General features: G+C 68.1%; 29 protein-coding genes. 15 read left to right on the forward strand and 14 right to left on the reverse strand.

What is annotated here, in order from left to right; all coding sequences use genetic code 11:
* Window positions 1–3 precede the first annotated feature (3 nt).
* Window positions 4–192 (forward strand): DUF5302 domain-containing protein, encoded by a 189-nt coding sequence (locus ACWW1C_RS05530; protein WP_455982510.1) that lies wholly within the window; start codon window positions 4–6, stop codon window positions 190–192.
* Here ACWW1C_RS05530 and ACWW1C_RS05535 read toward each other — a convergent pair.
* Genes ACWW1C_RS05535 through ACWW1C_RS05545 form a run of 3 tightly spaced genes read right to left on the reverse strand, consistent with a single transcriptional unit; the run spans window position 189 to window position 3,262 of the window.
* On the reverse strand, window positions 189–1,472 hold the full coding sequence (locus ACWW1C_RS05535; protein ID WP_455982511.1) for an acyltransferase family protein: 1,284 nt from the start codon (window positions 1,470–1,472) through the stop codon (window positions 189–191). The two genes, ACWW1C_RS05530 and ACWW1C_RS05535, sit on opposite strands and share 4 nt — an antisense overlap.
* Window positions 1,473–1,516: 44 nt before the next feature.
* Entirely contained in the window at window positions 1,517–2,737 is a 1,221-nt protein-coding gene (locus ACWW1C_RS05540; protein ID WP_455982512.1) for an MFS transporter, read from the reverse strand.
* A gap of 3 nt (window positions 2,738–2,740) precedes the next feature.
* Window positions 2,741–3,262 carry a helix-turn-helix domain-containing protein gene (locus tag ACWW1C_RS05545; RefSeq protein ID WP_455982513.1) on the reverse strand — a complete coding sequence of 174 codons (522 nt, stop codon included), beginning with the start codon at window positions 3,260–3,262 and terminating at the stop codon, window positions 2,741–2,743.
* A 101-nt stretch (window positions 3,263–3,363) separates the two neighbouring features.
* Here ACWW1C_RS05545 and ACWW1C_RS05550 point away from each other — a divergent pair, with 101 nt between their 5' ends.
* From ACWW1C_RS05550 to ACWW1C_RS05560, 3 genes are read left to right on the forward strand one after another with little or no spacing between them, the layout of a single operon-like run.
* The gene (locus ACWW1C_RS05550; RefSeq protein WP_455982514.1) at window positions 3,364–4,149 is read left to right on the forward strand and encodes an aldolase; all 786 of its coding nucleotides are present in this window, start codon (window positions 3,364–3,366) and stop codon (window positions 4,147–4,149) included.
* Between the two features lie 21 nt (window positions 4,150–4,170).
* A complete protein-coding gene (locus ACWW1C_RS05555) occupies window positions 4,171–5,049 on the forward strand; it encodes a dihydrodipicolinate synthase family protein (protein ID WP_455982515.1) in 879 nt (292 codons plus the stop codon).
* A 34-nt stretch (window positions 5,050–5,083) separates the two neighbouring features.
* The gene (locus ACWW1C_RS05560; RefSeq protein ID WP_455982516.1) at window positions 5,084–5,662 is read left to right on the forward strand and encodes an HhH-GPD-type base excision DNA repair protein; all 579 of its coding nucleotides are present in this window, start codon (window positions 5,084–5,086) and stop codon (window positions 5,660–5,662) included.
* 68 nt (window positions 5,663–5,730) lie between these two features.
* Here ACWW1C_RS05560 and ACWW1C_RS05565 read toward each other — a convergent pair whose 3' ends face one another.
* Complete coding sequence (locus tag ACWW1C_RS05565; RefSeq protein WP_455982517.1) at window positions 5,731–6,393, reverse strand: nitroreductase family protein; 663 nt, start codon at window positions 6,391–6,393, stop codon at window positions 5,731–5,733.
* 33 nt (window positions 6,394–6,426) lie between these two features.
* On the opposite strand from ACWW1C_RS05565, the gene ACWW1C_RS05570 reads away from it, so the two are divergent.
* The 4 genes from ACWW1C_RS05570 to ACWW1C_RS05585 all read left to right on the forward strand — a co-directional run bounded on the left by ACWW1C_RS05570 (window position 6,427) and on the right by ACWW1C_RS05585 (window position 8,380).
* Complete coding sequence (locus tag ACWW1C_RS05570; RefSeq protein WP_155906800.1) at window positions 6,427–6,576, forward strand: DUF1059 domain-containing protein; 150 nt, start codon at window positions 6,427–6,429, stop codon at window positions 6,574–6,576.
* Window positions 6,577–6,745: 169 nt separating this feature from the next.
* A complete protein-coding gene (locus tag ACWW1C_RS05575; RefSeq protein WP_455984158.1) occupies window positions 6,746–7,174 on the forward strand; it encodes a MarR family winged helix-turn-helix transcriptional regulator in 429 nt (142 codons plus the stop codon).
* A 40-nt stretch (window positions 7,175–7,214) separates the two neighbouring features.
* On the forward strand, window positions 7,215–7,577 hold the full coding sequence (locus ACWW1C_RS05580) for a nuclear transport factor 2 family protein (protein WP_455982518.1): 363 nt from the start codon (window positions 7,215–7,217) through the stop codon (window positions 7,575–7,577).
* A 62-nt stretch (window positions 7,578–7,639) separates the two neighbouring features.
* Entirely contained in the window at window positions 7,640–8,380 is a 741-nt protein-coding gene (locus ACWW1C_RS05585; RefSeq protein WP_455982519.1) for an SDR family NAD(P)-dependent oxidoreductase, read from the forward strand.
* Window positions 8,381–8,437: 57 nt separating this feature from the next.
* On the opposite strand, the gene ACWW1C_RS05590 is transcribed toward ACWW1C_RS05585, so the two are convergent.
* Entirely contained in the window at window positions 8,438–9,490 is a 1,053-nt protein-coding gene (locus ACWW1C_RS05590; protein ID WP_455982520.1) for an Rv1157c family protein, read from the reverse strand.
* 45 nt (window positions 9,491–9,535) lie between these two features.
* Window positions 9,536–10,360: a hypothetical protein gene (locus ACWW1C_RS05595; RefSeq protein WP_455982521.1), complete on the reverse strand. Its 825-nt coding sequence runs from the start codon at window positions 10,358–10,360 to the stop codon at window positions 9,536–9,538.
* Between the two features lie 183 nt (window positions 10,361–10,543).
* Here ACWW1C_RS05595 and ACWW1C_RS05600 point away from each other — a divergent pair, with 183 nt between their 5' ends.
* Window positions 10,544–11,677: a mannosyltransferase gene (locus ACWW1C_RS05600; RefSeq protein WP_455984159.1), complete on the forward strand. Its 1,134-nt coding sequence runs from the start codon at window positions 10,544–10,546 to the stop codon at window positions 11,675–11,677.
* On the opposite strand, the gene ACWW1C_RS05605 is transcribed toward ACWW1C_RS05600, so the two are convergent.
* Both ACWW1C_RS05605 and ACWW1C_RS05610 read right to left on the reverse strand, forming a co-directional pair.
* Window positions 11,658–11,933 (reverse strand): 4a-hydroxytetrahydrobiopterin dehydratase, encoded by a 276-nt coding sequence (locus tag ACWW1C_RS05605; protein ID WP_455982522.1) that lies wholly within the window; start codon window positions 11,931–11,933, stop codon window positions 11,658–11,660. The genes ACWW1C_RS05600 and ACWW1C_RS05605 overlap by 20 nt on opposite strands.
* A 226-nt stretch (window positions 11,934–12,159) precedes the next feature.
* Window positions 12,160–12,414, reverse strand: a complete 255-nt coding sequence (locus tag ACWW1C_RS05610; RefSeq protein WP_455982523.1) for a hypothetical protein — start codon at window positions 12,412–12,414, stop codon at window positions 12,160–12,162.
* A gap of 157 nt (window positions 12,415–12,571) precedes the next feature.
* Here ACWW1C_RS05610 and ACWW1C_RS05615 point away from each other — a divergent pair, with 157 nt between their 5' ends.
* A complete protein-coding gene (locus ACWW1C_RS05615; RefSeq protein ID WP_455982524.1) occupies window positions 12,572–13,012 on the forward strand; it encodes a hypothetical protein in 441 nt (146 codons plus the stop codon).
* 31 nt (window positions 13,013–13,043) lie between these two features.
* Here ACWW1C_RS05615 and ACWW1C_RS05620 read toward each other — a convergent pair whose 3' ends face one another.
* Window positions 13,044–14,285, reverse strand: coding sequence for an IS30 family transposase (locus ACWW1C_RS05620; protein ID WP_455982525.1), 1,242 nt, complete (start codon window positions 14,283–14,285; stop codon window positions 13,044–13,046).
* A gap of 115 nt (window positions 14,286–14,400) precedes the next feature.
* Between ACWW1C_RS05620 and ACWW1C_RS05625 the strand changes: the two genes are divergently transcribed.
* Window positions 14,401–14,784 carry a (deoxy)nucleoside triphosphate pyrophosphohydrolase gene (locus ACWW1C_RS05625; RefSeq protein WP_455982526.1) on the forward strand — a complete coding sequence of 128 codons (384 nt, stop codon included), beginning with the start codon at window positions 14,401–14,403 and terminating at the stop codon, window positions 14,782–14,784.
* A 13-nt stretch (window positions 14,785–14,797) separates the two neighbouring features.
* Here the strand turns inward: ACWW1C_RS05625 and ACWW1C_RS05630 are convergent, their stop codons facing one another.
* Both ACWW1C_RS05630 and ACWW1C_RS05635 read right to left on the reverse strand, forming a co-directional pair.
* Window positions 14,798–15,070, reverse strand: coding sequence for a hypothetical protein (locus ACWW1C_RS05630; RefSeq protein ID WP_418003204.1), 273 nt, complete (start codon window positions 15,068–15,070; stop codon window positions 14,798–14,800).
* A gap of 93 nt (window positions 15,071–15,163) precedes the next feature.
* Window positions 15,164–15,331, reverse strand: coding sequence for a hypothetical protein (locus ACWW1C_RS05635; protein WP_020099309.1), 168 nt, complete (start codon window positions 15,329–15,331; stop codon window positions 15,164–15,166).
* A gap of 68 nt (window positions 15,332–15,399) precedes the next feature.
* On the opposite strand from ACWW1C_RS05635, the gene typA reads away from it, so the two are divergent.
* A complete protein-coding gene (gene typA / locus ACWW1C_RS05640) occupies window positions 15,400–17,304 on the forward strand; it encodes a translational GTPase TypA (RefSeq protein ID WP_455982527.1) in 1,905 nt (634 codons plus the stop codon).
* Window positions 17,305–17,351: 47 nt separating this feature from the next.
* Here the strand turns inward: typA and ACWW1C_RS05645 are convergent, their stop codons facing one another.
* Window positions 17,352–18,221 (reverse strand): hypothetical protein, encoded by an 870-nt coding sequence (locus tag ACWW1C_RS05645; RefSeq protein ID WP_455982528.1) that lies wholly within the window; start codon window positions 18,219–18,221, stop codon window positions 17,352–17,354.
* A 64-nt stretch (window positions 18,222–18,285) separates the two neighbouring features.
* Here ACWW1C_RS05645 and ACWW1C_RS05650 point away from each other — a divergent pair, with 64 nt between their 5' ends.
* Window positions 18,286–20,208, forward strand: a complete 1,923-nt coding sequence (locus ACWW1C_RS05650; protein ID WP_455982529.1) for an ABC transporter family substrate-binding protein — start codon at window positions 18,286–18,288, stop codon at window positions 20,206–20,208.
* Here the strand turns inward: ACWW1C_RS05650 and ACWW1C_RS05655 are convergent.
* The gene (locus tag ACWW1C_RS05655; RefSeq protein ID WP_455982530.1) at window positions 20,195–21,502 is read right to left on the reverse strand and encodes a chloride channel protein; all 1,308 of its coding nucleotides are present in this window, start codon (window positions 21,500–21,502) and stop codon (window positions 20,195–20,197) included. The two genes, ACWW1C_RS05650 and ACWW1C_RS05655, sit on opposite strands and share 14 nt — an antisense overlap.
* 28 nt (window positions 21,503–21,530) lie before the next feature.
* On the opposite strand from ACWW1C_RS05655, the gene mshB reads away from it, so the two are divergent.
* Window positions 21,531–22,409: an N-acetyl-1-D-myo-inositol-2-amino-2-deoxy-alpha-D-glucopyranoside deacetylase gene (gene mshB, locus ACWW1C_RS05660; RefSeq protein ID WP_455982531.1), complete on the forward strand. Its 879-nt coding sequence runs from the start codon at window positions 21,531–21,533 to the stop codon at window positions 22,407–22,409.
* A 90-nt stretch (window positions 22,410–22,499) separates the two neighbouring features.
* The gene (locus ACWW1C_RS05665) at window positions 22,500–22,952 is read left to right on the forward strand and encodes a hypothetical protein (RefSeq protein ID WP_455982532.1); all 453 of its coding nucleotides are present in this window, start codon (window positions 22,500–22,502) and stop codon (window positions 22,950–22,952) included.
* Between the two features lie 76 nt (window positions 22,953–23,028).
* Here ACWW1C_RS05665 and ACWW1C_RS05670 read toward each other — a convergent pair whose 3' ends face one another.
* Window positions 23,029–24,342, reverse strand: coding sequence for a hypothetical protein (locus tag ACWW1C_RS05670; protein WP_455982533.1), 1,314 nt, complete (start codon window positions 24,340–24,342; stop codon window positions 23,029–23,031).
* Window positions 24,343–24,418 lie beyond the last annotated feature (76 nt).

Raw genomic sequence — 24,418 nt, forward strand, 5'->3', positions numbered from 1 at the left:
TACATGCCCGAGAACTCTGCCGAAGGTTCAGCTTCATCCGACGAGACCAAGCGCAAGTTCCGCGAGGCGCTCGAGCGTAAGAAGGCCGGGTCCGCCGGCGCCACCGCCCACCGGGACGGCGGGGCCAAGAATTCCAAGTCGCATGGCGCGGTTGGCGGTGGCCGGCGGGAGTTCCGCCGTAAGAGCGGCTAGTCCCGGGCCAGTGCCCTGGCCGCAATCAGCGCGGTCAACATCACCGAAACACACTGCAGGCCGGTGTCTTTCAGGCCCCAGCCGACCGACGCCAGCGTGGCGGCGCCGGCGACGACCAGCAGCGTCCCGACGAGGGCGCTGCGCCAGCCCGGCGCCGAGACCCGGCCGCCGTCCCACAGCGGCAGCGGGTTGTTCTCCAGCGGCCGCAGCAGCAGGAAGAGCCCGGCGACCAGCGCGGCCATGATCGTCAGCTGGTAGACGCTCAAGACCAGGAAATGCGGCTGGCCGGGGTAGCGGGGCAGGCCGGCCAGATCGAAGGCCAGGTGCATGCCGAGCAGCGCGGGCATGTGCCACAGGTACAGGGTCATGGCGCCGGTGTTGCCGATCACCGCGAGGCGCCAGACCTGCGGCCGGGCAGCCCACCGGCTGATGGCCGGGGCGGCGGCAATGGCGAACGCGCACATCATGATTGCGTGGCCGGCGAGCAGCAGTGACGGCGGCATCATGTTCTTGAGGTGCTGCGTCTCGATACCGACGAGGCTCAGCTCGTACGGCCCGACCCAGACCAGAGCGACGTTGACCGCCAGCATGGCGAGGCCTACGCGCAAGGCGGCCGCGGCCGTCAGCAGCTGACGGCGGTACGCCACCCCGAGCATGCCGGGGATCAGCCACACCACGAAGTTCGCGTAGCCCAGCGCGGACCACGAGTGGTCGTTGGTGCGGATGGCGTCGACCACCGCGACCAGGGCGTACGTGCCGCCCACTGCGGCGACGAGCCGGCGGAGTGTCGTGATGCGCGCCAGCAGCGGCACCGCGGCCAGCACCAGCACGTAGGCGCCGAGGAACCACAGCAGCTGAGTGCTGATGCCGGCGATGGGCTCGTAGACGTGGATCGGCAGCAGCGGCTTGAGGACCAGCAGCGCCGCGGCCCAGAACACCAGGTAGTAGAACACCGGCCGGTACAGCCTGGTGCAGCGCTTGAGCAGCCAGCCGCCCCAGCTCGTCCCGCTGCGGTACGAGCCGGCCGAGGCCGCGACACCGGCGAAGAAGAACAACGGCATGATCTGGAACACCCAGGTCAGCGCCTGGAACACCACCGACGTCGTGAGCAGGTTGCCCCACCGGAACACGCCGTTGTCGATGATGCTGGTCGCCATGATGGTGTGACCGGCGACGACGCCGACGAGCGAGACGATGCGGATGACGTCGATGGCGCGGTCACGGTCGGCCGGCGTGCGCTGCGCGATCTCTGCAGCAGAAGGAAAGACGCGGGTGGTCATGCCTTTGAACGTAAGGCTCGGACCCCTAGGTATTGCTACTCAAATCAGGCTGACCTGCGGCGTTCCTGCCACAGGACGGCGGCCAGGCAGACGGCCGCCAGGACGGCGATGACGACGGCGAAGCTGACGCCGGCTGCCTGCAGGCCCCACCGCTGCGCGGCGAAGCCGAGGCTGACGACCGGTAGCGAGATCGCTACGTAGGCCACCACGAAGTACGTCGAACTGACTTCGGCGCGACGCTCGGTCGGCGTGCCTTCGACGACGGCCGCCAAGCCCCGGCTGAAGCTGATGCCCTGCCCGACGCCGGCCACCACCGCGGCGACCAGCAGGCCGGCCAGCGATGAAAATTGCAGTGCCACAGCGAGAATCGCCATACCCGCGACGAGAGTCGCGCAGCCCAGCGCGACGGCCCGTGGGGGATGGAGACGGCGTCCGGCCAGTTGAGCGGCGGCGGAGGCGACGAAGATCGACGCCGCGACGGCACCGCCGACGGCGTGGTTGTCGATGCCGATGACGCTGCTGACGAACGACGGGGCCACCGCCGTGAACAGGCCCATCACCGCGAACCCGGCAAAGGCCGCAGTGGCCGCGAGGACGAACGTCGCCCGGACCTCGGCGGGGACCGACAACCGCTGCAAACCGATCCGGCCGGTGCGGCTCGAGGTCTCCGGCACCAGCCAGACCGCCGCGATGGCCAGCACGGCCAGCACGATGTGCACGAGGAACGGCAGCTGCAACGGATGCGGCGCGTACTGCACCAGCAGCCCGGCCACGACGGGACCGGCGCCCAGCCCGCCGATGTTGGCGATGGTGGCACCCGCCGCGGCCTGTTCCCGGCGATTCTCCGGCACGGACTCGACGACGGCGGCCGTCGCGGTGCCGGTGAAGATGCCCGCCGACAAGCCGGACAACAGCCGGCCCACCAGCAGCAACGGCACGCTGTCGGCATTGAGGAACACGACGGCGCTCGCGATGGCAGCGACTGCGCCCGCGATCAGTACCGGCCGCCGGCCGATGGCGTCGGACCAGCGGCCGAACAACAGCAGTGCGGCCAGCACGCCCAGGGCGTAGGCCGAGAAGATGATCGTCGTCGTCAGGACCGCGAAGTGCAGGTTGTGGGCGTACAGCGCGTAGATCGGCGTCGGCAGTGTGGTGCCCAACATGATGGCGGCGAAGGCATAGGCCAGCAACGGAAAGCCAAGGCGCGAGGTCACGGTTCGAGTTTGGAGCACGGGTAGGGCAACACGGGCGGGGCGCGCTGGCATTCCTCAGCGGCGGGGTGCGGGAGAGGTCACGACGATCACCTCGGCGGTCTCGTCGCCGACCTGGCGGAGCTTGTGCTGCGTGGCAGCGTCGAAGTAGGCGCAGTCGCCGGCCGCCAGTTCGACGAGGCGACCGTCGTAGTTGAGTTCGACCGTCCCGGAGTGGACGAACACGAACTCCTGACCGGGATGCGTCGGGTGGGAGTGGGCGGCGAATTGGCGGCCGGGGCGCACCACGAACGGTGACATGGCCTTGCCCAGCATGCCCGCCGCGATCGCCTGATTGCGGGCAGTGCCCCGGTCGGCGACCCGCTCGACGGTGAACGTGCTGACTTCCGGATCATCGGAAAAGAGTTGCGCCACATCGACATCGAGGGTCCGCGAGATCTTCAGCGCGGCGGCGATCGACGGCACGCTCTGGCCGCGCTCGACCTTGGACAGGTAGCTCTTGGTCAGCCCGGTGCCGGCCGCCAGCTCTTCCAGCGTCATTCCGCGTTGTTGGCGCACCGCACGCAACAAGCCACTCACGGGACTGAGGATATCTCATTGACTGCATGACACGATGTGTCCTATGGTCTGCAATGTGTCATTGAGGTGCGGCCACGCACCGGAGCTGAGAGGAGTTCTCGATGACCGACACCATGCATGACTCCAAGGGCGAACTGATGCAGCGCGCCGAAGACGGGATGAACCGCCATTTCGCGGACTCGAATCTGAGCGTCCGCGAGAAGCTGGCGCTGACCTGCCGTGCGCTGTTCGACGGCGGGCATGATTCGGGGCTGGCCGGGCAGATCACCGCGCGCGCCGAGGAGCCCGGCACGTACTACACCCAGCGGCTCGGGCTGGGCTTCGACGAGATCACCGCCGGCAACCTGCTGCTCGTCGACGAAGACCTCAATGTTCTCGAGGGTGACGGAATGGCCAACCCGGCCAACCGTTTTCATTCCTGGATTTACCGTGCCCGGCCCGACGTCAACTGCATCATCCATACGCACCCGTTCCACGTCGCGGCGCTGTCGATGCTCGAAGTCCCCCTGGTCGTGTCGCAGATGGACATCGCGCCGTTGTACGACGACTGCGCCTTCCTGCCCGATTGGCCGGGCGTCCCCGTGGGCAATGAGGAAGGCGAGATCATCTCCGGGGCACTGGGGGACAAGAAGGCGATCCTGCTGGCCCATCACGGTCAGGTGGTGACCGGCGCCAGCGTCGAGGAAGCCTGCTCGCTGGCCGTGCTCATCGAACGCGGGGCCAAGCTCCAGCTGGCCGCCATGGCTGCCGGCACCATCGCCCCGTTGCCCGACCGGCTGGCCCGCGAGGCCCACGACTGGACGCTGACGCCCAAGCGCAGCGTCGCCAACTTCGCCTATTACGCGCGGCGTGCGCTGGTGCGCCACCCCGACGCCCTCGACAACTGACCTCAGAACGGATAAGACCTCATGACCGAGATTCACGGCATCATCGCCTACCCCATCACGCCGTTCACCGGCGACGGCGACAACGTCGACACCGCCACGCTGGCTGCCGTCGTCGAGCAGCTCGTCAGCACCGGTGCGCATGCCATCGCGCCGCTGGGCAGCACCGGCGAATCGGCGTACCTCACCGAAGCCGAGTTCGACGCTGTCGTCGACACCACGGTGGCCACCGTCGGCGGCCGCGTCCCCGTTGTCGTCGGCGCCTCGGATCTGACCACTGCCAACACCATTCGGCGTGCGCGCTATGCACAGGAGGCCGGCGCCGACGCCGTGATGGTGCTGCCGATCTCGTACTGGAAGCTGGACGAGCGGGAGATTTTCCAGCACTACGCCAGCATCTCGGCGGCGGTCGACCTACCGATCATGGTCTACAACAACCCGGCCACCAGCGGCATCGACATGGCGCCCGAACTGCTGGTGCGGATGTTCAACGACATCGACAACGTGCGCATGGTCAAGGAATCCACGGGCGACCTCACCCGGATGCTGCGCATCACGGAGCTCTCCGGAGGGACGCTGCCCTTCTACAACGGCAGCAATCCGCTGGTGCTCGACGCCCTGCTCGCCGGAGCGTCCGGCTGGTGCACGGCCGCACCGAATCTGCGTCCGCAGCCGTGCCTCGACCTGTACGACGCGGTTCGCGCCGGTGACCGCGCCCGCGCGCAGGAGATCTACGACGAGCTCGCGCCGCTGCTGCGCTTCATCGTCGCCGGCGGGCTGCCGACGACGGTCAAGGCCGGTCTGGATCTGCTGGGGCGCAATGCCGGCGATCCCCGTCCGCCACTGCTGCCGCTCGACGAGGACGGCCGCGCGGAACTCAAAGGTCTGCTTGCCAGCGCGTGATGGCCTAGGCATCGCGGGGTCCTAAACTGACGTGATGTCCAAGCTGCAGCTGGTCCAGGAGCCGTCCGCCGACGCACTGCTCGAGTCAAACCCGTTCGCGCTGTTGGTCGGAATGCTTCTTGACCAACAGATTCCGATGGAAGTCGCGTTCGCCGGGCCGAAGAAGCTCGAGGACCGGATGGGCTCGCTCGACGCGCGTGAGGTCGCCGACTACAACCCCGACAAATTCGCCGAGCTGTTCGCGCAAACCCCTGCGGTGCACCGGTTTCCGGGATCCATGGCCAAGCGCGTACAGGCCCTGTCGCAGGTGATCGTCGACGAGTACGACGGCAACGCCGCGGCCCTGTGGACCACCGGCGACCCCGACGGCAAAGAGGTGCTGCGCCGGCTGAAGGCACTGCCCGGATTCGGGGAGCAGAAGGCCAAGATCTTCCTGGCGCTGCTCGGCAAGCAGTACGGCGTCACGCCCGACGGCTGGCGCGCCGCGGCCGGCGATTACGGCAAGCAGGGCACGCACATGTCCGTCGCCGACGTCGTCGACAAGGGCTCACTGGACCAGGTTCGCGCCTACAAGAAGCAGATGAAAGCGGCCGCCAAAGCGGCGAAAAGCTAGGTTGACGCTGCGGCCACGGCGACTTCCGTCGAGTAGACGACGCCGTAGACGCAGGATCAACGCGGAATTCAGAGCGCGGGACCGTCGAACCGCTCCCGGGTGGCGAACTCCGACACCGGACGCCGCGTCAGCTTCGTCACCTGCTTGACCGGCTTGCCCAGCGGCAGCATGCACGCCACCGCGTAGTTGTCGGGGATGCCGAGCAGCTCGCGCACCGCGGGTTCCTGGGCGACCACCATGGTGGTCAGCACGCCGCCGAAGCCCTCATTGCGGGCCGCCAGCAGAATGTTCCAGACGAATGGATAGATCGAGGCCCCGCTGATCACCCCGATGCGATCCAGGTGCTGGTCGAACGCCGCGGCCACGCCGAGGTCCAGACAAACCACCAGCACCACCTCGGCGCCCAGCAGGGTGCCGGTGACCATGCCGTCGGGTACCTGGGTGGCCTCGATGACCGCGGGGTCAACGCCACAGGGCCGCAACGGGTTCCAGGGTCCCTCGCCTGCGGCGATCTGCGCGACGTACTGCCGGGCGCCGGGCTTGGAGAGCTCGCCCAGCTTCTTGCGGGTTTCGACGTCCCGGACCGCGATCACCCGCGCGCCCTGCCGGTTGCCGCCACTCGGAGCGAAGCGCGCGTTGTCGAGGATGCGCTCGAGTACGTCATCCGGCAGTGGCTCGCCGCTGAACTTCCGGACGGCCCCGGTCGTGCGCATGACGTCGTAAATCTCCATACCGACCATCATGCGTATGGGAAGGTGATGTGTATGGCTAAGACACACTTGAATTGCCCCTGCGGCGAGGCGATTTCCGGCACCGACGAGGACGACCTGGTCGAGAAGGCCCAGACCCACCTCGCCGAGCAGCACCCCGGTCGTGAGTACGACCGGGAGATGATCCTCTTCATGGCGTACTGAGCCAACAAAAAAGCGAGCGTGGCTACCGTTGGGGGGTAGCCACGCTCGCTGCTGCGTAGTCGGGTCGAGTCCGACCGTCATACTGGCGGGCGTGACGCCGAGAAAGGTGCCGGAGACGCCCGAGCGAGGATGGCTCTCGCCCAAGCAGCAGCGCGCCTGGGTTGCCTACATGCGAGTGCAACTGCGGATGAACTACGAGATGAACCGCCAGTTGCAGGCAGATTCCGGGCTGTCCCTGGCGGACTACGACGTGTTGGTGGCGCTCAGCGACGACAACGATGCGGGCCTTCGCGTCAGTGACCTCGCCGCGCGGATCGGCTGGGAAAGAAGCCGCCTGTCGCATCAACTGCGGCGCATGGAAGGACGCGGCTTGACCGAGCGTCGCCCGAGCGCCGAGGACGGCCGCACCACCAACGTGGTGCTCACCGAAGCCGGGCGCCGGGCAATCGTCGGAGCCGCACCCGGGCATGTGGATCTGGTGCGCAGCCTGTTCTTCGATTCCCTGCCGGACAGTCTTCTCGGCCCGTTCACCGCCGCGCTGGAGCACATCCACGTCAATCTCGATCACAACAGCTCACTCCCGCCGGCATCGCGCTAGATTTGGGTGATTCATCACCTAAATTTCGGGAAGTGGGCCAGTGAACGAAGTCATCAGCCGTCTCATGGAAGCCAATTTGTTGGCAGTGTTCGACGAGCGCGATCCGCTGCGCCGTGCCGCCGCGATCGCCGAGACCTACTCAGAGGACGTGCAGTGGATCGACGATGACGGCACTGCCGTCGGCCACGACCAGCTGAATGTCAAAGCTGCTGAGCTGCAGGAAAAGCTGTCGGGCCTGCATTTCGTGAAAGCCGGCCCGGTTCGCCAGACCCGCGGCCTCGGTTTCCTGGCATGGGAGGTTCGCACCCGGGACGATGCCACGGTGGCGTCAGGCTTCGATGTCGCCGAGATCGTCGATGATCGCATCGTTCGGCTGTGGACGGTGCTGGACTCTGCGGAATAGGTGATAAGTCACCTAAGTTGATACCTGCGAAAGCGCAATCCACACAGAAACGGAGCCCGATCATGGGACAGCTCGAAGGCAAGACGGCACTGGTCACCGGAGGAACGTCGGGTATCGGCCTGGCGACCGCAAAGCGCCTGGTCGATGAGGGCGCCTACGTCTTCATCACGGGACGTGATCGCACTCGCCTCGACGAGGCAGCCGCCGCCATCGGTGCCCACGGTGTGCAGAGCGACATCAGCAAGCCCGAGGAACTCGACACGCTGGCCGCCGAAATCGCCGAGCACGGCAAGGGCCTCGATGTCGTCTTCGCCAATGCCGGGGGCGGCGACTTCGCCACCCTGGTCGATGTGACGCCGCAGCATTACCGGGACAACTTCGACCGCAATGTGGCCGGCACGGTGTTCACCGTGCAGAAAACGCTGCCACTGCTCAACGAGGGGGCCTCGGTGATCCTCGCCGGATCCACCGCGGCCTCCGAAGGGGTCCCGGCTTTCGGGCTTTACGCCGCGTCGAAGGCCGCCATCCGGTCGCTGGGCCGCACCTGGGCCGCCGAGTTGGCGGACCGCAAGATTCGGGTGAACACCGTCGTTCCCGGCCCGATCGAAACTCCCGGGCTCACCGGCCTGGCGCCCGCCGAGCAGAAGCAGGACCTGCTGGACGGCATGGCCGCTCAGGTGCCGATGAAGCGGCTGGGGCATCCTGACGAAATCGCTTCCGCCGTACTGTTCCTGGCCTCGGACCAGAGCAGCTTCATGACGGGCGCGGAGCTGGCCGTCGACGGCGGCCAGATCCAGGTCTGACGAACAAAATCGGGATGACGCCGGTTGGCGTCATCCCGATTTTTGTTGGGCGGTGAGTTACGGCACCACCGAGGAACCGATGGTGGGCATGAACTGGCACTGCTTCTCGGTCGTCGTCACCTGACCGAAGATCGTCGACATGATGCTGCCCGAGCCGGTGTCGACGATGGCGGTCAGCGTCGTCGGCCCCTGCGGGTTGATGTCGGCCTGCGGCTTGAGGGTCGCGCTGCCCGACTTGCCGGTGGTCAGGTTGACCCAGGTGACGTTCAGCGGCAGCTTCTGCTCGGCCGCCGGGCCGGGCGTGCCGACCGCGGTGAACACGTACGCGGTCTGGCCGGGGCCGGGGCCCGGGGTCGGAATCTTCGCGGGGCCGGCCACGCTGATGGCCGTCGCCAGGACGTTGCCGCCGTCGGCCTGGCAGCCGTTGCTGATCGACGGGTACATGAAGTCCTGTGTGATCGGCGCGCCCGGTCCGAACGCACCGGCCGGAGCCGGTGCCGCTGCGGCTGCCGCGGGAGGCGCGGCGTCGGGAGCCGGGGCCGGAACGGTCGCCGCGGCTTGGGTGACCGGGGCGGACGCCGGAGCAGCTTCCGGAGCCGGAGCCGGCGCCGGAGCCGGCGCCGGGGCCGGGGCAGGAGCGGGTGCCGGGGCGGCTTCGGGCGCCGGGGCAGGAGCAGGTGCGGCTTCGGGGGCCGGTGCCGGAGCGGCCTCGGCCACCGGGCCGACGGCGTGTACGGGGTCGACGCCTGCCGGCAGGTGGGCCTCGGCGCCCGGTACCGCGCCGGGGGCCGGCACGTGGTTCGCAGCCGGGTCGGCGGCGAACTGGTTCACGGCGTTGGCCAGATTCTTCGAATCCGACGGTGCGGCCTTGTTACCGGCGAACGCCCGGGCTGCTGCCATGAGCAGCTCCGCGGCGCCCGCCGGGTCAGCGGCGGCCTGCTGGATCACCGGGGCGAGAGTCTGCATGGCCGGCAGACCGGGAGCCTGAAGGCCATCGATGGGCAGCGGCAACGGCAGTGGCGACGCCGGATCGGCGTGCGCGACGGTGGCCGCGCTGATCGTGAGTGCGACGGATGCGCCTAGTGCGACGAACAGCTTCCTCGATTGCATGACTCTCTCCCCGGTTTCGTATCGGTTATCTGGTTACGGCGCGAATCACGGCAAGCCGGAGGTGATGACCGGCGCCAGGCTGGTCAGGCTCATGATCCCCGGCACGACGCCCGGGATGGCCTGCGCCGCCGGTGCCGCGGCCGCGACAGCGGCGGGTGCGGTGGCCAGCGGGGATGCGGCAGCCGGTGCGGCGGCCAACGGCGCGGCGAGCGGTGCCGTGGCGGCGGCCAGCGGAGCTGCGGCGGCAGGAGCAGCGGCAGCGGCGATCGGCGCGGTCAGCGGTGCGGCCGCGGCGGCGAGCGGCGCGGTGGCAGCAGCCAACGGCGAGGTCGCAGCCGTAGCAGCCGTAGCGGCAGTCGCAGCAGGAGCGGCAACGGCAGCGGGCTTGGGCAGCATGTTCGCCAGCGGGGTGCCGGCCGGCAGCAGCGACGTGAGGTCACCCGGGAAGGCGATCTGCTGCGGCAGCGGCAGCGGCGAGCCCGGAATCTGCGGCAGGTTGATGTTGGCCGACGGGATCAGGCCCTGGGCCGGGGCGGCGGCCGCAGGTGCAGCGGCAGCCGGGGCGGTGGCGGCCGGAGCGGTGGCGCCGGGCACCAGGTTCTGCGGCAGGGTCACCGAAGCGGTGGCGGCGGGAGCTGCCGGAGCAGCGGCCGGCGCGCCCGAAGTCAGGGCCTGGGTGACACCCGACAGCGCCTGGACCGGAGCCTGGGCGAGTTCGTTGACCAGCGGCGTGCCGGGCACGACGGGGGCCGGGGCCGCGGGGGCCGGGTCGGCGGCAGCGACCGCGCTCAGGGCGATCGCCAACGGGACTGCGCCGGCGGCGGCAATCATGCTGGTGGCCAACAATTTTCCAGTGGTGCGTGTGCGCATTGTGGGGGTCCTCCCGGTCCAGTGGTGGCGCGTCAGAACCCAAGCTATGCAGTTACTGGTGTTACTCAAGTGACACGTGTGGCATTTATAGATCCGTTACTGATCAGAAGGCGAAGGGTGACCGACCGTTACAGTCATGCGATAAACACCGCCACGCGATCAGTCCTCCGCTGGGCGCCGCTGATGCTGGCGCTCAGCGTCATTGCGCGCTTCGCGTGGACCTATCTGGTGCCCAACGGCGCCAACTTCGTCGACCTCCACGTCTACGTCGGCGGCGCGGCGACCCTCGGCAACGGCCACCCGCTGTACGACTACGTCTACGCCGACCAGACCCCGGACTTCCCGCTGCCGTTCACCTACCCGCCGTTCGCGGCGGTGCTGTTCTATCCGCTGCACTTCGTGCCCTTCGGTTTGTTGGCGTTCTGCTGGCAGGTCGGCATCATCGCCGCGCTCTACGGCGTGGTGTGGATCAGCTTGCGGCTCATCGGGTCTGCGGATCCCGCGCACCGGCTGGCCATGGCGTGGACGGCCATCGGCATCTGGACCGAGCCGCTGCGCAGCACCTTCGACTACGGGCAGATCAACGTCGTCCTCGTCCTGGGCGTGCTCTACGCGGTCTACAGCACCCGCTGGTGGTGGTCGGGTCTGCTGATCGGGGTGGCGGCCGGGGTGAAGCTGACCCCCGCGGTGACGGGGCTCTACTTCCTCGGTGTCCGCCGGTGGGGCGTGGCCCTGTTCGCGGCCGTGACGTTCGCCGGCACCGTGCTGGTGTCGTGGCTGGTGCTGCGGGGCCAGGCGCTCTACTACTTCACCGATCTGCTGGGTGACGCCAATCGGATCGGCCCCGTCGCGACCTCCTTCAACCAGTCCTGGCGGGGAGCGATCTCTCGAATCGTCGGCCACGACGCCGGTTTTGAGCCCGCGGTCGTGATCGCGGTGGTGCTGACCGCGGTGCTGGCGGTGTTCGCCTGGCGCGGTGTCTACGGTCCAGACCGACCTGACCGGCTGGGCGCGCTGCTCGTGGTCCAGCTGTTCGGACTGCTCTTCTCGCCGATCTCGTGGACCCACCACTGGGTGTGGCTCATCCCGCTGATGATGTGGCTGTGGCACGGGCCGTTCGCGGCGCTCCGCAGTGCGCGGGCGCTGCGCTGGACCTGGCTGGTGCTGCTGCTGGTCGGCGTGCCGTGGCTGCTGAGCTTCGCACAGCCGACGATCTGGGTGATCAGCCGCCCGTGGTACCTGGCCTGGGCTGGGCTGATCTACCCGGTGATGACGCTCGTGACGCTTGCGTGGATGGCTAGACGACGAGTCCGTTGATGTCGGTGGCCATTTCCACATCCTTGTCGGTGATGCCACCTTCGGAATGCGTGACCAGGGTGAAAGTAACTGTCCGCCAACGGATATCGATGTCCGGGTGATGGTCCTTGGCTTCCGCGTGGATCGCCACCCGGCGCACGGCATCGATGCCGTCGAGGAACGCCGGGAACTTCACGGACCTGCGGAGTGCGCCGTCGGCTCGTTCCCAACCCTCGGGTGCTGCGGCGTCTACTTGTTCATCGGTGAGGACGGCCATGGTTTCGAACGTACTCCCGCCCAGGCTCCTACGCCGAGAGTGCGGGTTGCCGGTGGTGAGCCTCGGCGCGTCGTCTCGGTAGCCGTCACGATTGGCGTGCGACCGGACCTCAGCGCGCGCGTCGTCAGCCAATCTGCCTGTGGATAACTGTGTTCGCGTCGGCATTTCTGTCGGTGCCCGCTTCGAAAGTGGCGGTATGGACGAACCATTCCGCGGATCGGACGCGTTACGCGCCGGCGTGCTCACCGAGCATCGACTCCGGAAATACTTCCGTGCAGTCTTTCGCGACGTGTACGTCGCCAACGACACCGTGATGACGGCCGAGCTCCAGGCGCGGGCTGCATGGTTGGCGACTGGGCCCGAGGCTGTCTTGGCAGGCATATCCGCGGCGGCGGTGCATCGGGCCGAATGGCTCGACCCGGGGCTTCCGGCAGTCGTCGTGCGCACTGCGCGCCGCCGCCCATCGGGGATGATCGTCCATTCGTATAACCTTGCGGCGCAGGAAGTTTGCACAGTCCGCGGCGTGCGAGTCACGACACCGGCACGTACCGCATTCGATATCGGCCGGCTGCTGCCGGCGCCCGAAGCCGTCCCAATTCTCGACGCGCTTATCCGGTCGACCGCGCTGGGCGTTTCAGATGTCTGGGCCCTTGCGGCTGCATACCCCGGTCTGCGTGGCGTCAGGCGGCTGGGAACCACGGTGGGGATTGCCGACGGTGCCGCCGCAAACGCGGCTCCAATCGCGTGTCCGGACGCTGCTGGCGAATGCGAACCTGCCGCCCCTGGAAACCCAAATCCTCGTGGGCGACGAGCTCGGGCCGATTTTCACCCACGCTCACATGGGATGGCGGCAATGGCGGGTGGTCGTCCAATGCGACGAAGACCTCGACTGGACCGTGGAACGGCGGACATGGCAGTTCGAGTACACGGAGGACCTGGAACGGATCGGGTGGCGCAATGTGTGGGTGACCGCGCCCATGATGCGCGAGCCGCGACGAGTGGTGTGGCGCGTCAACGAAGCGATCCAGGCCGCGCGGCGGCGGCTACCGACGAAGCGTGGTGCCGAACGTGACGGTTAGCGGTGACGACACTCGGGGTGAATTCAAGGTCCTAGTGCAACAGCAGTGGATTGAAAGGGTTGCACAGTAGTTCGTCGAGGCGTTGGGCGGGTGTTTTCCAGTCGAGGGTTTTGCGTGGCCTGTTGTTGAGTTTGGCGGCGACGTAGTCGAGGTAGTCCTCGGGGAATATCGATAGGTCGGTGCCTTTGGGGAACCATTGGCGCAGTAGCCCATTGGTGTTCTCATTGGTGCCGCGTTGCCAGGGTGAATGCGGGTCGCAGAAGTAGATGTCCAGGTCGATGGCTTTGGTGATCTTGGCGTGGTTGGCCATTTCCATGCCCTGGTCCCAGGTCAATGTTTGGCGCAGCATCGCCGGCAGCCGAGGCATCTTGGCCACGATGGCGTCCTGGAGCGCTTCGGCGGTGTGATTGTCGGGCAGGTACAGCAGCATGGTGTAGCGGGTGGATCGCTCAACGAGGGTTCCGATCGCCGAGCCTGACTCCGTGCTGCCCAGGATCAAGTCGCCTTCCCAGTGCCCCGGCACCGCCCGGTCAAGGGCTTCAGCGGGGCGATCGCTGATGTGGAGCATCCCCGAAATGCGGGTACGGCGTTCCCCGGGCCGGCGCCGTGGATGACGCAACGCCCGCCCGGTGCGCAGGCATGTGTGCAGTTCACGGCGCAGATTCCCTTTGCCCTGCACGTAGATCGACTGGTAGATCGTCTCGTGGGACACCCGCATCTCCATGTCGTCGGGAAACTCCATCACGAGCTGCCGGGCGATCTGCTCGGGGCTGTGGAAGTCCGTCAACCAAGTCTGCACCTGGGCATGCAGGCGGGTGTTGGTGGCCAGCTTGCGTGGGTGCGGGCGCCGAGCGTTGCGTTGGGCACGGCCCTGAGCGGCGCTGGGGAAATAGTGCGGGCGCCGCAACGGACCGCCACGCCACGGGGCGCCGAAACGGAACTGCGGACGGTACTTGTTGCGGCCATCAGAGCTGTTGCGTTTGATCTCCCGACTGATCGTCGACGGGGCCCGACCTAGTCGCTTGGCGATGGAACGGATCGGCTCCTGTGCCGCGACCGCCAGCCCGATCTGCTCACGCTCGGCGAAGGTCAGCCGGGTGTACTGCCTTGGCGCCGAGTCGAACTTGGGTTTCACCCCACCAGCGTTGACAAACCACTGCCATCCAGTGCCCGTCGACACGCCAGCAGCGACCGCAGCGGCATCAATCGACGGCTCACCACTGACACGCGACCAAAAGAGGCGGACCACCGAAGGCAAAGGACCAGGACGCACGCAACAACTCCCCAAATAGGAGCTGTTGCACTAGACCCTTGAATGGAAGCGGTCGATCACCGCGGTTATCGACACGCTCGACGTAGGAAGCCGGGCGGCAAGTAGCGTCAGCGCGGTGATCGTCGTCGCGGGCGCGCTCATCGCCGACGCCAGACTGCTGGTCGCTCAGCGCAATCGGCCCCCGGAACTCGCGGGTCTCTGGGAGCTGCCGGGTGGGAAGGTCGCGCCGGGGGAGACCGACGCGCAGGGACTGGCCCGTGAACTCCACGAAGAACTGGGCGTCACGGTGACGGTCGGGAAAAAGGTGGGCGAGGACGTGCCGTTGTCCGACACCGTCACGTTGCGGGCGTACCTGGTGTCGACCGACGACGCGCCCCACGCCCACGATCACCATGCCGTGCGCTGGGTGGGCGCGGCCGAACTCGACGACTTGCCCTGGGTGCCCGCGGACCGGGCGTGGCTCGCAGAGTTGAAGGCCGCGCTGGCTCAGTCGCGCTGACTCACCCGCTGACTCAGTAGTGCAGCTTGTCGCCGACGACGCGCGTCGACGCCATCGCGCTTCCGTGCTGCGCGGTGTACAGCGGATGCAGCAGCGCGGGGTACTTGCAATGCGGGCAGTCGGTCTTCGGCTTGTTCACGGTGGAGAACGCCAAATGGTGACACGCAGCACACCTCACCACGAAGAATCCGCCTGCCCAATTGGCCAATCCGGCGAATATCGCGGCTGTTGCGCCGAGTGCCAGCACGAACCCGACCACTCCGGTCAACACTTCGTAGATGGTCATGACGACGACCTCCTCGTGCCGGTTCTCTGGGACTGACGAGACGCTTCCACGGTACTCGCGAAACCAGAAAAGGAGCAGGTCAATCGCTGTGTATCAGGCCTTGCGGGCGCGCTTGTAGACCTTCTCGAGATCCTTGCCGTGGACCCCGTGGTGCGCGGCCTTCTGAACCTTGTGCAATACCAGCGGACACCGCTTGCACCGGGGCTTGCTGCGGCAGCACTTCTTCTTCGGTTTAGCCCCGGCGAGCTTGCTGGCCTTCATCGACTAGCAGTTTTGCCAGGCCGCCCGCAGTTTCGCAAACCGACCCCCTCGCTGCGACAATCTCTGACGTGAGTGAGCAGCCCAAATTCCGCAATGTTGCCATCGTCGCGCACGTCGACCACGGCAAGACGACGCTCGTCGACGCCATGCTGCGGCAGTCGGGTGCCCTGACGCACCGCGGCGACGACGCTGTCGAGCGACTGATGGACTCCGGTGACCTGGAGAAGGAAAAGGGCATCACGATCCTGGCCAAGAACACCGCGGTGCACCGGCACCACCCGGACGGGACCATGACGGTGATCAACGTGATCGACACCCCCGGCCACGCCGACTTCGGTGGTGAGGTCGAGCGCGGCCTGTCCATGGTCGACGGTGTCGTGCTGCTGGTCGACGCCTCCGAAGGCCCGCTGCCCCAGACCCGTTTCGTGCTGCGCAAGGCGCTGGCCGCCCACCTTCCGGTGCTGCTGGTGGTCAACAAGACCGACCGGCCTGACGCCCGCATCGCCGAGGTCGTCGAGGAGAGCCACGACCTGCTGCTCGACGTCGCGTCCGACCTGGACGAGGAAGCCCAGGCGGCCGCTGAGAAGGCACTGGACCTGCCGACGCTGTACGCCTCTGGCCGGGCCGGTATTGCCTCGACCACGCAGCCCGCCAACGGTGAAAACCCCGATGGCGACAACCTCGATCCGCTGTTCGACGTGCTGCTCGAGCACATCCCGCCGCCAGCAGGCAACCCCGAAGCCCCGCTGCAGGCGCTCGTCACCAACCTCGACGCGTCGGCCTTCCTGGGTCGTCTGGCGCTGGTCCGTATCTACAACGGCAAGATCAAGAAGGGCCAGCAGGTGGCCTGGATGCGCGAGGTCGACGGTCATCCGGTGATCACCAACGCGAAGATCACCGAACTGCTCGTCACCGAGGGCGTGGAACGCACCGCGACCGCAGAAGCCGTCGCCGGTGACATCGTCGCCGTCGCGGGTATGCCGGAGATCATGATCGGCGACACCCTGGCCGACGTCGAGCACGCGCACGCTCTGCCGCGCATCACCGTCGACGAGCCCGCCATCTCGGTGACCATCGGCACCAACAGCTCGCCGCTGGCGGGCAAGGTCTCCGGTCACAAGCTGACGGCGCGAATGGTCAAGTCCCGCTTGGATTCCGAGCTGGTCGGCAACGTGTCCATCAAGGTCGTCGACATCGGCCGCCCGGATGCCTGGGAGGTCCAGGGCCGTGGTGAGCTGGCGCTGGCCGTGCTGGTCGAGCAGATGCGCCGCGAGGGCTTCGAGATGACCGTCGGCAAGCCTCAGGTGGTCACCCGGCAGATCGACGGCAAGCTGCACGAGCCGTTCGAGGCCATGACCATCGACTGTCCCGAGGAGTTCGTCGGCGCCATCACTCAGCTGATGGCCGCCCGCAAGGGCCGCATGGAGGAGATGACCAACCACGCTGCCGGTTGGGTCCGGATGGACTTCATCGTGCCGTCGCGTGGCCTGATCGGCTTCCGCACCGACTTCCTGACCCTGACGCGCGGCACCGGCATCGCCAACGCTGTGTTCGACGGCTACCGCCCGTGGGCCGGCGAGATCCGCGCTCGGCACACCGGTTCTCTGGTCTCCGACCGCACCGGCTCGGTTACCCCGTTCGCGATGATCCAGCTGGCCGACCGCGGCCAGTTCTTCGTCGAGCCGGGCCAGGACACCTACGAGGGCCAGGTCGTGGGCATCAACCCGCGCGCCGAGGACCTCGACATCAACGTCACCCGCGAGAAGAAGCTGACCAACATGCGCAGCTCGACCGCAGACGTGATGGAGACGCTGGCGCGGCCGCTGGAGCTGGGTCTGGAACAGGCCATGGAGTTCTGCGCCGAGGACGAGTGCGTCGAGGTGACGCCCGAGATCGTCCGGGTCCGCAAGGTCGAGCTGACCGCCAGCCTGCGGGCGCGGGCCAAGTCTCGCGAGAAGGCTCGCAACAACTAACGCCTGACCCGAAAGGCCGGTTACCGCACGCGTTTTCGCGACGTGCGCTAGCCGGCCTTTTGGTTTTGTTCGAGCCAGGCGACGCCGTCCTCAGCCGCCTTGATCAGTGCGCCGCGCTCACCGAAGTAGGTGGAGACCGCGCCGACCCACGGCACCACGCTCAGGCGCTGCCACCACTTCGCCGGCTGCGGCCGCTTGGCGATCTCGTCGAACGTCGCGCGCAGGATGCCGGCCAGCTGCCAGACGGTCCGGACGACCACCACCGGCAGCGACGACGTGATGGCTTCCAGCGGCTTCCAACCCGCCGGCGGGGTTTCGGGCAGCGGCTCGGAATCGGCGGACGGCACGCTCAAGTTGTCGAGGTAATCCGCGGGCAGCTGCCGACGGCACAAGACCTCGGCGAGCAGACGGACCTGTTCGCCTCGATCGGTCACGCCGTATTCGCGCGCCACGGCACACAGCACGATGGCGTGGTTGACGAAGCCGGCCAGCTCACTCACCGGCAGCACGCGGGCCAGCCAACCGAAGGCTCCCGGTGTGGCCACCAGCAGCGTGTTGAGGGCGCCGACGCGGTGCACCCACCAGTGGATGCGTTCGTCACGGCTCATCCGCTCCCAGGCGGCGGTGCCGGGCAGGTCGGCGGCGTTCATCAGCTGCGCACCGACGTTCAGGGCACCGTCGGTGGTGCTGCGGCCGCGGCCGGCTTCCCGGCGACGCTGCCACAGCCGCAGCCGCCGAACGCGGTCGCTCAGCCCGTGGGGTGGGCTGAGCAGGCGATGGGAGCGCTTGCGCAGCCCGATCGGATCGGCTTGCGACAGCACGTTGAGCAAGGGGTTGATGACGGCGACGGCGCGGCTCAGCGCGTCGGCGACATCGGCATCGGACAGTGGCGTGTACGGCTTCGGCAGCAGGCCCATACCGGAGATTGTGGACCACATCGGGGGCGAGCGGCGGGCCGGGGATTTGCCGCGGGAGGCTCGGATGGTGGTTCGGCCCGGCCCTGCCGATACCCTGAACGGCGTGCCGACCGCCCACCGCCAGCTCCTGAGGACTGGCGCATTGATGACGACGGGCGCACTGGTGTTGGCCTTGACCGGCTGCACCGTCAGCCCGCCGCCGGCGCCGCAGAGCACCGAGACGACCAAGACCGTCGTCCCGCCGCCGCCGAAGATGAGCCAGATCATCATGGCCATCGACTGGATCGGCCCCGGGTTCAACCCGCATCTGCAGTCCGACCAGTCGCCGGTCAACGCGGCCATCTCGGCGCTGGTCCTGCCGAGCTCGTTCCGGCCCATCGCCGATCCGGCATCGCCGTCGGGATCACGCTGGGAACTCGACCCGTCATTGTTGTTGTCGGCCGACGTGACCAATCAGAGCCCGTTCACCGTCACGTACAAGATCCGTCCCGAGGCGCAGTGGACCGACAACGCGCCCATCGCCGCCGACGACTACTGGTACCAGTGGCGGCAGATGGTCAGTCAGCCCGGCGTCGTCGACCCGGCCGGCTACGACCTGGTGACCGGTGTCCAGTCGGTCGACGGCGGCAAGACGGCCGTCGTCACCTTCGCCCGGCCGTACCCGGCGTGGCGGGAACTGTTCAACAACATCCTGCCCGCGCACATCGTCAAGGACGTGCCCGGTGGTTTCGGTGCCGGCCTGGCGCGGGCGATGCCGGTGACCGGCGGCCAGTTCCGCGTCGAGAGCATCGACCCGCAGCGCGACGAAATCCTGCTGGCGCGCAACGACCGCTACTGGAGCGTGCCCTCGGTGCCCGACCAGGTGCTGTTCCGGCGCGGGGGATCGCCTGCGGCCCTTGCTGATTCGATCCGCAACCGGGACACCCAGGTGGCCCAGGTGCACGGCGGGCAGGCGACGTTCGCGCAACTCGCGGCCATCCCGGGCGTGCGGACCGCGCGGATCGTCACCCCGCGGGTCATGCAGCTGACGCTGCGCGCGCAGCGGCCCGGACTGACCGACGTCCAGGTTCGCAAGGCACTGCTGGGTCTGCTCGACGTCGGCCTGCTGGCTGCCGTCGGTGCCGGCAGCGACAACACCGTGACGCTGGCCCAGGCTCAGGTCCGGACGCCGTCGGACCCCGGCTACGTGCCGACGGCGCCGCCGGCCCTGGACCGCAACGCCGCGATGGACCTGTTGGTGCGTGCCGGGTACAACATCGAGCCCGCCGTCGCGCCACCGTCGCCACCCGGCACGCCACCACCGCCGGGCCACGATCGGCTCGTCAAAGACGGCAAGCCGCTGGGGCTGGCCATCGGTGTCGCCGCCAACGACCCGACGTCGGTCGCGGTGGCGAACACGGCCGCCGACCAACTGCGCAGCGTCGGGATCGAGGCCACCGTGCTGGCCATGGATCCCGTGGCCCTGTACGCCGACGGTCTGGAGCGGGTAGACGCGATCGTCGGCTGGCGTCATGCCGGCGGCGATCTGGCGACGGTGCTGGCGTCGCGCTACGGCTGTCCGGGCCTGGACGCGACGGCGGTCTCCACCGCGACGCCACCGGCACCTACCCCGCAGCCGCCGTCGACCTCCAAAACCGTTGCGCCGCAGACGCCGACCTCAACGCCGACGGTGACGTCCACCGCGCCGACCATTCCGCTGCCCAAGCCGCTCGGCGGCGATCAGCTGGTGCAGGCGCCCAGTAACTTGACCGGCATCTGCGACCACGCGATTCAGCCGAAGATCGACGCGGCGCTGGCCGGCACCGAGAAGATCGCCGACGTGCTGAACGAGTTGGAGCCCAAGCTCTGGGCGATGGAGACGGTGCTGCCGATCCTGCAGGACACCACGATCGTCGCGGCCGGGCCGACGGTGCAGAACGTCAGCCTCACCGGCGCCGTCCCGGTCGGGATCGTGGGCGACGCCGGCAAGTGGGTCAAGGTTCCCTGAGCTGGTCGTGAGTCGGGGCCGGCGGTGACGCGGCAGCGGCTGCCCGGGTGGCCGACTGTTCCCGCAGCAGCCGGATGCCGTGCGACGAGTACGCGGCCACCGCGAACACCAGCAGCAGCCAGATCGGTGGGTGCGCCAGCTCCCAGACGAACAGCGCCGCGAAGGCGGGTGCGCGCTGGGTGATCGCGAGCACTCCGGCCGAACAGGTCAGCGCGACCGCTGCGACATGAAGATTGGTGTGGGCCAACGCGTTGAGGGCCAGGGTCGCGACGGTGCCCGCGGCCGCGCCGGTGGCCAGGGCCGGGGTGATGAGGCCGCCGACGGCGCCGACGCGGAGATACAGCGCGGTGAGCAGCGGTTTGAGCACGAGGATGACGGCCGCGGCGGCGAGGGTGAGGTCGGAACCGACGGCGACGACGAGGATGCTGCGGCCATTGCCGGGCAGTTCGGGACGGTAGATCGAACAGATGCCGGTCACCAGACCTGCCAGCGCGACGCCCGGGATGAGCACCCACGACGTCAGCTGCGGCTTCGGTCCGGCGAACGCTGTCAGCCGGTTGAAAGTCAGCCCGACGACCACCGCCAGCGGCGCGATGGCGACGGCGAGCATGGTGAATTGGTACGACAGTGCCGGATCCGGCCACATCAGATTGCGTTCGAAATGCGTGACCGGATGCGACACCGCAACCGCCAGGCTGGACGTGATGAGAGCGGTACCGACGACTTTGGGGTGCCAGGTGCCCATCATGACCCGGGCGGCGAAGAACGCACCTCCCAGCGGCACGCTGTACACCGCGCCCAGCCCGGCGCCCGCGGCGCAGGACAGCAGAATCTCGCGGTCGCGCGCGGTCAACGTCCCGAGGGTCGACGACGTGAGGCGCCCGAGCCACGTGGTCCCGTAGCTACTGAGCACCGCGGCCAATTGGCGTGGTGCGGTCTCGCGGCCCAGCGAGGCGCCGGACCCGACGGCCACGACCTGCAACGCCGCATCCGCCGCCATCGGCAGATGCGGCATCGGCTTCTTACCTGCGATGGTCGCCGACAGCGACGGAGTTCCGCTGCGACTGCGCAGAATCCACCAGCCGAAGCCGGCCAACGCTCCGCCGACAGCCGGAGCCAGCGCGCGCCGGACCGGCGAACTGGCGCCGATGCCGTCGAGCAGGAGCCCGTACGAATAGTGGTAGGCGAGGTGTTCGACGGCGTGCAGCAGCGAGACCGTCAGCGCTCCGGCGACCCCGGCGAGCAGCCCGGTGAGCAGCACCGCACTGCCGAACTCCAGCGCACGTCGCGTCACCCGGTGAATGTATGCCAGCCTGGGGGATATGGAGACCCCACGGCTGCTGTTCGTCCACGCTCATCCGGATGACGAGACCCTGACCACCGGCGCGACCATCGCGCACTACGCGGCCCGCGGCGCCGACGTGCGGGTGCTCACCTGCACGCTGGGCGAAGAGGGCGAGGTCATCGGTTCGCAGTGGGCGCAGCTGGCGGTCGACGGCGCCGACCAGCTGGGCGGCTACCGCATCGGTGAATTGACCTCGGCGCTGAGGGAATTGGGTGTCGACCGGCCGCGGTATCTGGGCGGCGCCGGGCGTTGGCGCGACTCCGGGATGGAGGGCAGCCCGGCTCGGCATCAGCAGCGGTTCGCGGACGCGGACATGGCCGAGGCCGTCGCCGAACTGGTGGCCGTGCTGCGGGACTTCCGCCCACATGTCGTCGTCACCTACGACCCCAACGGCGGCTACGGGCACCCCGACCACGTTCAGGCCCACCGGGTGACGACGGCCGCGGTCGCCGCGTCGCCGGGTGACGGCCATCCGGGCGAGCCCTGGCAGGTGCCGAAGTTCTACTGGACCGTGATGGACGGCGAGTCGATGGCCGAGGCCCTGGACTCGCTGAACGGGATCGAGCTCCCCGAGACTTGGGTGCGGATCCCGGCCAGTGCTCTGCCGTTCGACCTCGGTCACCGCATCGACGCCGTCATCGACGCGCCGGACAGTCTGCCGGCCAAGGTCGCCGCCATGCGCGCCCACGAAACGCAGGTGACGGTCGAGCCGAGCGGCCGGGTCTTTGCCCTGTCCAACAACATTGCGCTGCCGATCGCCGCGCGCGAGCACTACGTGTTGGTCGACGGCACGGCCGGCGAGCGGGACGACCGTGGCGTGGAAACTGACCTACTCAGCGGGATAAACCTCGCGTGAGACCGGGAAGCGGGGGAGTAGGGTAGCCGCCATGGACTCGGATCTGGACCCCAACTTGCAGCACCTGCAGGGCCTCGGCGACAACTACCAGTGGGTCGTCGGTTCGCTGGTCTCGCTGCTCGACAGCATCCCGACCTGACGTCTGCCCCGGTGCGCGCCGACTCCGGTCGGGCGCGTTCGTTGATGCTCGGTGTGCTGACGCTCGACGGCGTCTTGTCGGCCATCGCCGGCGCACTCTTCCTGCCGCTCTATCTCGGCCCCGTGCCGTTCCCGATCAGCGGCCTGCTCAGTGGTCTCGTCAACGCAGCCCTGGTGTGGGCCGGCTTGCAGTGGACGTCCCATCCTCGCCTGGCCGCGCTCCCGATGTGGGCCTGGTTGTCGACGGTCGTACTCCTGCTGCTCGGTGGGCCCGGCGACGACATCGTCTTCGGCGGCGCCGGAATCATGCAGGCGTCACCGTTGATCTTCCTACTGCTGGGCGCAACCCCGCCCGGCGTCGTGCTGTGGCGCAATGCCCAGCGGCGCGCCGCACTGCCGGGCTAGCGTCCGGTCTCTCCGCACAACGAGAGTCGCGCAGAGCAGGCGGCATGCCTGAAGCGACGAACCTGGTCGAGCAGGTTCAGCCCTTGGCTGCGTGGCCGCCCGAACCCGCGTTCTGTCCCGTAGCGGCGCCCTGCGACTGGCCGGCACCCGTCTCGCCCTTGGCCTTGCCGCCCCGGACTTTGTCGGCCTTGCCGGGCTTCGTCGTTCCGGCGGTGCCGGTCGGGTGAGCTGTGGCGTCGTTGTTCTTGGCCTCGGTCTTGTCGCCGGCCTTCTTGTCACGGGTCTTGGCGGGCTTGGGTGCCTTGACCTCGTCCTGCTGCTGCGCCGATCCCGCGGGGTCGCCGGCTGCCGGAGTGCCCGTCTTGGGATCAGCTTTCGGCTCGGTCTTGGGGTCAGTCGTGGGCTCGGTCTTCGGGTCGGAGGCTTTTGGGTCAGTCTTGGGTTCGGTCTTCGGCTCGCCGGCCTGCGGGTCGGTCGGCTTTTGCCCGGCGTCGGTGCCCGCGGGCTGCGTGCCCTTGTCGTCGGTCTTGTCCTTGTCGTCCGTCTTCGTCGGCGTCGCCGCAGGCTTCTCCACAGCCTTGTCCGCCGGGGTCTGGGCCGCGGTCGGCGCGAGCTTGCTCGCCGGGTCGGTCTTGGCGTCGGTCTGCGCATTGGCCTTCGCAGGCGCCAATCCGGCGGCGAAGCTGGTCAGCGCGGTTTGGACGCTCTTGGCGATCGACTCGAGGGTCGTCTGCGTGGCGGCCAGCGATCCGATGGGTGGCAGCGGCGGAATCGGCGGGATGAGCCAGCCGAAGAAGTAGTTGAACTCCGCGATGCCGAAGTTGACGACGTCGTTGATCGAGTAGCGGATGGCGTTACCGATGCCGTTGACCCACACGCCCAGATTGAGCGGATCGTTCACGATCGGAACGACCGCCTGGTAGAAGATGTCGTTCGAGACGGGCCGGATCAGCGTCCAGTAGAAGATGTCGGTCTGCGCGGCGATCGTGCCCGTGAACGGCACGAACCAGTTCAGCCAGTAGAGGACATCGGTGGCGTAGTCGACGCCCCAGTCGACCCAGGCCTGAATGCCGGTGTACGCGTTGGTCAGCCAGTCACTGGCCGCGTTCTGCGGCGTGACGACGGGCGCGGCCAGTGGCGCTGCCGCCAGCGGGTTCGGCCCCACTTTGGGAGCGACGCCCGCAGCAGGCAGCTTCGGCGCCGGTGGCGTCATATTGCTCGCCGCCGCCAGCAGTTTGACCATGGCCTCGGTCAGGTGCGGCTGGGCGGAAGTCGGATGCGCCGGGACCGCGACGTCGGCGGGGACCACCTGAATCGGCGTCAGCGCGAGAGCCGTGGCAGTCGCCGCAGCGGCGCCCGCCATCAGATACGAACGGACAGAAACGGACACCATGGCTCCTCGAAATGATCGCGTCCCGACCCTCTGAACTTACGCGGTCGTCACTGAAATCAGGTAGTAGTCTGCG

The organism is Mycobacterium sp. HM-7 (assembly GCF_053852335.1).

Coding starts and splice junctions, on each gene's coding strand:
- ACWW1C_RS05610 (WP_455982523.1), bottom strand. CDS start 12,414: ATGGACGATCATCCCCGATGGGCGGCGGCGCGCAGTGCGCACGACGAC.
- ACWW1C_RS05570 (WP_155906800.1), top strand. CDS start 6,427: ATGGCTAAGACACACTTGAATTGCCCCTGCGGCGAGGCGATTTCCGGC.
- mshB (WP_455982531.1), top strand. CDS start 21,531: ATGGAGACCCCACGGCTGCTGTTCGTCCACGCTCATCCGGATGACGAG.
- ACWW1C_RS05575 (WP_455984158.1), top strand. CDS start 6,746: ATGCGAGTGCAACTGCGGATGAACTACGAGATGAACCGCCAGTTGCAG.
- ACWW1C_RS05635 (WP_020099309.1), bottom strand. CDS start 15,331: ATGAAGGCCAGCAAGCTCGCCGGGGCTAAACCGAAGAAGAAGTGCTGC.
- ACWW1C_RS05535 (WP_455982511.1), bottom strand. CDS start 1,472: ATGACCACCCGCGTCTTTCCTTCTGCTGCAGAGATCGCGCAGCGCACG.
- ACWW1C_RS05530 (WP_455982510.1), top strand. CDS start 4: ATGCCCGAGAACTCTGCCGAAGGTTCAGCTTCATCCGACGAGACCAAG.
- ACWW1C_RS05550 (WP_455982514.1), top strand. CDS start 3,364: ATGACCGACACCATGCATGACTCCAAGGGCGAACTGATGCAGCGCGCC.
- ACWW1C_RS05650 (WP_455982529.1), top strand. CDS start 18,286: ATGGTGGTTCGGCCCGGCCCTGCCGATACCCTGAACGGCGTGCCGACC.
- ACWW1C_RS05600 (WP_455984159.1), top strand. CDS start 10,544: ATGCTGGCGCTCAGCGTCATTGCGCGCTTCGCGTGGACCTATCTGGTG.
- ACWW1C_RS05615 (WP_455982524.1), top strand. CDS start 12,572: ATGTCTGGGCCCTTGCGGCTGCATACCCCGGTCTGCGTGGCGTCAGGC.
- ACWW1C_RS05560 (WP_455982516.1), top strand. CDS start 5,084: ATGTCCAAGCTGCAGCTGGTCCAGGAGCCGTCCGCCGACGCACTGCTC.
- ACWW1C_RS05565 (WP_455982517.1), bottom strand. CDS start 6,393: ATGGAGATTTACGACGTCATGCGCACGACCGGGGCCGTCCGGAAGTTC.
- ACWW1C_RS05595 (WP_455982521.1), bottom strand. CDS start 10,360: ATGCGCACACGCACCACTGGAAAATTGTTGGCCACCAGCATGATTGCC.
- ACWW1C_RS05585 (WP_455982519.1), top strand. CDS start 7,640: ATGGGACAGCTCGAAGGCAAGACGGCACTGGTCACCGGAGGAACGTCG.
- ACWW1C_RS05605 (WP_455982522.1), bottom strand. CDS start 11,933: ATGGCCGTCCTCACCGATGAACAAGTAGACGCCGCAGCACCCGAGGGT.
- ACWW1C_RS05540 (WP_455982512.1), bottom strand. CDS start 2,737: ATGCCAGCGCGCCCCGCCCGTGTTGCCCTACCCGTGCTCCAAACTCGA.
- ACWW1C_RS05555 (WP_455982515.1), top strand. CDS start 4,171: ATGACCGAGATTCACGGCATCATCGCCTACCCCATCACGCCGTTCACC.
- ACWW1C_RS05590 (WP_455982520.1), bottom strand. CDS start 9,490: ATGCAATCGAGGAAGCTGTTCGTCGCACTAGGCGCATCCGTCGCACTC.
- ACWW1C_RS05630 (WP_418003204.1), bottom strand. CDS start 15,070: ATGACCATCTACGAAGTGTTGACCGGAGTGGTCGGGTTCGTGCTGGCA.
- ACWW1C_RS05645 (WP_455982528.1), bottom strand. CDS start 18,221: ATGGGCCTGCTGCCGAAGCCGTACACGCCACTGTCCGATGCCGATGTC.